The organism is Thermococcus sp., from assembly GCF_027066465.1.
Classification (GTDB): domain Archaea; phylum Methanobacteriota_B; class Thermococci; order Thermococcales; family Thermococcaceae; genus Thermococcus.
In genome coordinates, this window is the sequence record NZ_JAMONU010000007.1 from 1 (window position 1) to 4,394 (window position 4,394).

The following is a 4,394-nucleotide window of genomic DNA, read 5'->3' on the forward strand; positions in this document are numbered from 1 at the left end:
GGGTGGAGCCGGGCATCAGCTTTCCGTCTTTGTACACAATTCCATACGGAAGGGGCTTGAGGTCCTCGAGGTCTCTCTCATCGAGGTTTAGGTCGCTGAGCCTTATGCCCGCGCCCCTCTCGGCTATAGCCTTTGCGAGGAAATTGCCAACGGTTCTGAGGGCTTTCTTTCTCAGGAACTGGTTTTTGATTTTCCTCGCTGTTTCCACAGCTTCCTTAAACCTGCCCTCCCTCGAAAAAAGGTAAACAAGCGAGCGGAGGGCTTCGTCTCGAATTGAAGGCTCCTCTATTGAGAGGGCGACTTCAACTGCCTCCTCCGGCCTTTCCGAAAGGGCTTCTGCAAGCCATTTCATTGCGTAGGAGCGCCAGTATGGGTCGGCTATTCGGGCCGCTTCCCTTTTTGCCTCGTCGAGCCTGCCCTCCTTCAGGAGGCCCCTGACCCTGAGGAGTCTCTCGTCCATATCAACCCCTCAAGCCAGGGAACCACACCTTCTTGCCCGCTTTCCCCTTCTCCTCGTCCCATTCGGCCAGTATCTTTACCGCCTCGCTTGCCACCATCGCGGCCTCTTTCTCTCCGGCCTTTCCAAACTCATCGGTAACCCTGTTGGCGAAGACCGCGCAGACGCAACCCGCCCTCAGGCCGTAGATGTTCGCCAGTGTGAACAATGTAGCAGCCTCCATTTCGAAGTTCGTAACCCTCGCCTGCCTGAGGTCGTCGAGGATGTTCCTTGCGAAGCTCGGGAAGTAGCCGTTTAATCCGGGCCTGCCCTGGCCGAGGTAGAAGCTGTCCGTTGAGGCCGTTATGCCTATGTGGTAGCGGACTCCAAGGGTTTCGGCGGCCTCGATTAGGGCCAGCGTTACCTCAAGGTCCGCAACGGCCGGATACTCGACGCGGACGTACTGCTTTGAGGTTCCTTCGAACCTTACCGCGGCCTTTGCTATAATCAGGTCGCCGATTTCGATTCCCGGCTGGATTGCACCGGTCGAGCCGACCCTTATGAAGGTGTCGGCCCCTATTGCGGCAAGCTCTTCCACTGCTATCGCCGTCGAAGGCCCGCCTATTCCCGTCGAGGTGACGCTTATTGGGACGCCCTTGTATCTGCCGGTGTGCGTTCTGTACTCCCTGTGGAAGGCTATCTCCCTTGCCTCGTCCCAGAGGGAGCTTATCTTGGGCACCCTCTCCGGGTCGCCCGGCAGGAGAACGTAGCGCGCGACGTCACCTGGCCTGCAGGCTATGTGATACTGCATTCCCTCCTCCGTCTGCGGTCTCTCAGCCGAAACGAACTTCTCAACCATCCTCAACCACCCTTTTAAGGTTCGTATGGTTAAACTCTACGTCAGAGCCTAAAAAGGTGATGCTATGTTGCGCTGTTCCCGATGCGGGAGAACTTATCCAGAAACCTTTCGCCTTACCTGCAACTGCGGGGAACGCTCCTCGTTGAGCGGAACCCAGAGACCTTTACACCGGAGCAGTTCCTCGACGTGAGACGCTACCGCAGGTATCTGCCCGCTAAAGGGGAAGTCGTCCCTGTTCCGGCGGTTACGCCCGTGAGCGGGCTTGAAATCAACGGTGTTGGGGTTTTCTTTAAGCTCGACTACCTCCAGCCGAGCGGTTCCTTCAAGGACAGGGGGACCTGGGTCACAGTATCAAAGTTGCTCGACGAGGGCATCACAGAGGTCGTCCTCGACAGCTCTGGCAACGCCGCACTTAGCTTCGCGCTCTACGGCCTTGCAAACGGAATCCGCGTTCATGCCTTCGTCTCCTACGATACGAGTCCCGGCAAGCTCTCTCTCCTCCAGAGACTCGGTGCTGTGGTCCACTACGTTGAGGGCGACAGGATGACCGTCCACGAGCGCGCGGTCGAGTTCTCCGAGCGGAGCGGAATCACCTACGTCTCCCACTGGCTCAATCCCTACTTCTTGGAGGGCACCAAGACCATCGCTTTTGAAATCTACGAGCAACTCGGAGTTCCCGACTGGGTTCTTGCCCCAACCGGAAGCGGAACCCTCCTTCTAGGTCTCTGGAAGGGCTTTTCCGAGCTGAAAGCAATGGGGAAGATTGAAGAACTTCCGAGGCTCGTCGCCGTTCAGGCTTCAGGTTATGAGAGCATCTGTGAGCGCTCGGCAGTGAAAAACACCCTCGCGGAGGGGATAGCGATTCCCGAACCGCCGAGACTTGAGGAGATGAGAAGAGCGCTGAGGGAAACCGGTGGTCTCTGCGTGAGCGTTGGGGAAGACGAGACGCTCACAGGACTTCGGGAGCTTAGGAAGCTGGGATTTCTCGTCGAGCCCACCTCGGCGGTTGTTTATCCCGCCCTGATGAAGCTCTTGAGAGAACGTGCGGTTGCCCCCGGTTCGAAGGTCGTTCCCGTGCTTACCGGCTCGGGACTTAAACTAACTTAAAGTATTTAAACTCTCGCGCCAACTAACTTCGGAGGTGGTGACGGTGATAAGGTATCCAGCGGTGGCGGGAAGCTTCTATCCATCTGACGAAGCGCTCATCGAGATGCTGGAGGAGTTCTTCAAAGACCTCGGTGAAGAGGGTAGCGAGAGGAGGATAACCGCTGGAGTCGCGCCCCACGCCGGCTACGTCTTTTCGGGCTACACTGCATCAAGAACCTACAAGGCCATCTTCGAGGACGGCCTGCCCGAGACCTTCGTAATCCTGGGACCGAATCACACCGGCCTGGGCTCGCCGATAGCAGTCTACCCCGGAGGCGAGTGGCTCACCCCGCTTGGGAGCATCGAGGTCGATGGGGAAATGGCAAAGCTGATTGCCAAGCTCTCCGGCATAGCCGATTTGGACGAGCTTGCCCACAAATACGAGCACTCCATTGAGGTCCAAGTGCCTTTTATCCAGTACATCAGCGAACTCGCGGGGAAAAAAGTTAGAATCGTTCCGATAACCCTCGGCATTCAGGACGAGGAAGTTTCGAGGGCCCTCGGAAAGGCGATATTCGAGGCGAGCGAGGAACTTGGCAGGGACGTCGTTGTGATAGCGAGCACCGACTTCATGCACTACGGCCCGGTTTACGGCTACGTGCCCTTCAGGGTGAGGGCTAACGAACTGCCCCACAGGATAAGGGAGTGGGACTTCAGGCTGATTAGGAGAATCCTCGACTTCGACGTTGACGGTCTCTTCAGGGAGCTCCGCGAGATGAGGCACACGATGTGCGGACCCGCAGCGGTTGGTAGCGCGATAGTCTACTCCCGCCTCGCCGGAGCTGTGGAGGGTGAGCTTCTCCACTACACGACGAGCTACGAGGTCAGCAGAAGTACAGAAGCCGTCGTGGGCTACGCGAGCATAGTTCTAAGAAGGTGAGCCGTTTCTTCTGTTTTTAAATTAAAAAGAAAGGGAAGACCTTCAGAAGGCCGCCTTGTGGCGCTGGTGTTTGACCTCCCAGCTGAAGAACTTGTAGGCGGCCCTCTTTGTGAGGTCCTCGATGAAGAACCATATGATACAGTAGAGCCAGACGAAGCCGGCGTACTTCCAGCCTATTGCCGCAACTCCGAGTCCGTAGACCACTATGAGCGTCGCCGCTATCTTCGTTCCAACGGCGCTCCAGAGGAGCCACTTGCCGGGCATTATGCTCCAGAACGGCCCCCTCGTCCTCGTGACGAATATCGTCAGATGTCCCGCTACCGCGAGCTTCAGGAAGATGATGCTCTGGAGCAGTGCCAGGCCAGTTGCCGTCTTGGGTGAGATGTGGAAGTAGTTTATTGCTATCCAGAGCAGGAGGAAGGTCTCTATGACGCCCATGCTTCCGATGATTGTTGACACCGTTAGGATTTCGCGGATGTTCCACTTCTCGGGCCAGCGGTTGATTTTGACGTTGTCGTAGGCGATGGTGATTATCGGCAGGTCGTTGAGCAAAGCTAGGAGGATTATCATTACGGCCGTCACTGGATAGAAGTTGTACGCGAGTATGCTGAGCGTTATGAAGAACAGCACGCGGATTGTCTCAGTGATACGGTAGACAACGTAGCTGTACATCCTCTGGAATATCTTCCTGGCCTCGACGATGGCGTTCTTGATAACGCTTATTCCAGCCGCCAGTAGAACTATGTCGGCCGCTGCTCTGGCCGCGTCAGTTGCTCCCGAGACGGCGATTCCAACGTCCGCCTGCTTCAGGGCTGGGGCATCGTTGACTCCATCTCCCGTCATCGCGACCTTGTGGCCGGCCTCCTGGAGGGCCTTGACTATCTTGAACTTGTGCTCTGGATAGACCTGCGCAAAGCCGTCGGCCTTCTCACAAAGCTCCACGAGTTCGTGTCCCTTAGCCCTGTCGAGTTCGTCGGCCGTGTATATTCTGGTTCCGATACCGAGAATCTTGGCTATCTGCTTTGCAATCGCTATGTGGTCGCCGGTAATCATCTTGACGCGGATTCCGTTCC

Annotated in this window: 4 protein-coding genes and 1 pseudogene; 2 read left to right on the forward strand and 3 right to left on the reverse strand. The window is 56.8% G+C overall.

Going from position 1 to position 4,394, the window contains the following annotated elements; all coding sequences use genetic code 11:
* Both MVK46_RS00310 and udp read right to left on the reverse strand, forming a co-directional pair.
* A pseudogene (locus MVK46_RS00310) lies at positions 1 to 460 on the reverse strand (hypothetical protein); the annotation flags it as partial.
* 1 nt (position 461) lies between these two features.
* Entirely contained in the window at positions 462 to 1,295 is an 834-nt protein-coding gene (gene udp / locus MVK46_RS00315) for a uridine phosphorylase (protein ID WP_297534381.1), read from the reverse strand.
* An 81-nt stretch (positions 1,296 to 1,376) separates the two neighbouring features.
* On the opposite strand from udp, the gene MVK46_RS00320 reads away from it, so the two are divergent.
* Both MVK46_RS00320 and MVK46_RS00325 read left to right on the forward strand, forming a co-directional pair.
* On the forward strand, positions 1,377 to 2,402 hold the full coding sequence (locus MVK46_RS00320; RefSeq protein WP_367182617.1) for a pyridoxal-phosphate dependent enzyme: 1,026 nt from the start codon (positions 1,377 to 1,379) through the stop codon (positions 2,400 to 2,402).
* Positions 2,403 to 2,445: 43 nt separating this feature from the next.
* Entirely contained in the window at positions 2,446 to 3,321 is an 876-nt protein-coding gene (locus tag MVK46_RS00325; RefSeq protein WP_297534384.1) for an MEMO1 family protein, read from the forward strand.
* A gap of 42 nt (positions 3,322 to 3,363) precedes the next feature.
* Here MVK46_RS00325 and MVK46_RS00330 read toward each other — a convergent pair.
* On the reverse strand, positions 3,364 to 4,394 hold a 1,031-nt coding region (locus MVK46_RS00330; RefSeq protein ID WP_297534383.1), incomplete at its 5' end, for an HAD-IC family P-type ATPase.

Excerpts from the sequence above, each read along its gene's own strand:
- MVK46_RS00320 (WP_367182617.1), top strand. The coding sequence starts at position 1,377 with ATGCGGGAGAACTTATCCAGAAACCTTTCGCCTTACCTGCAACTGCGG.
- udp (WP_297534381.1), bottom strand. The coding sequence starts at position 1,295 with ATGGTTGAGAAGTTCGTTTCGGCTGAGAGACCGCAGACGGAGGAGGGA.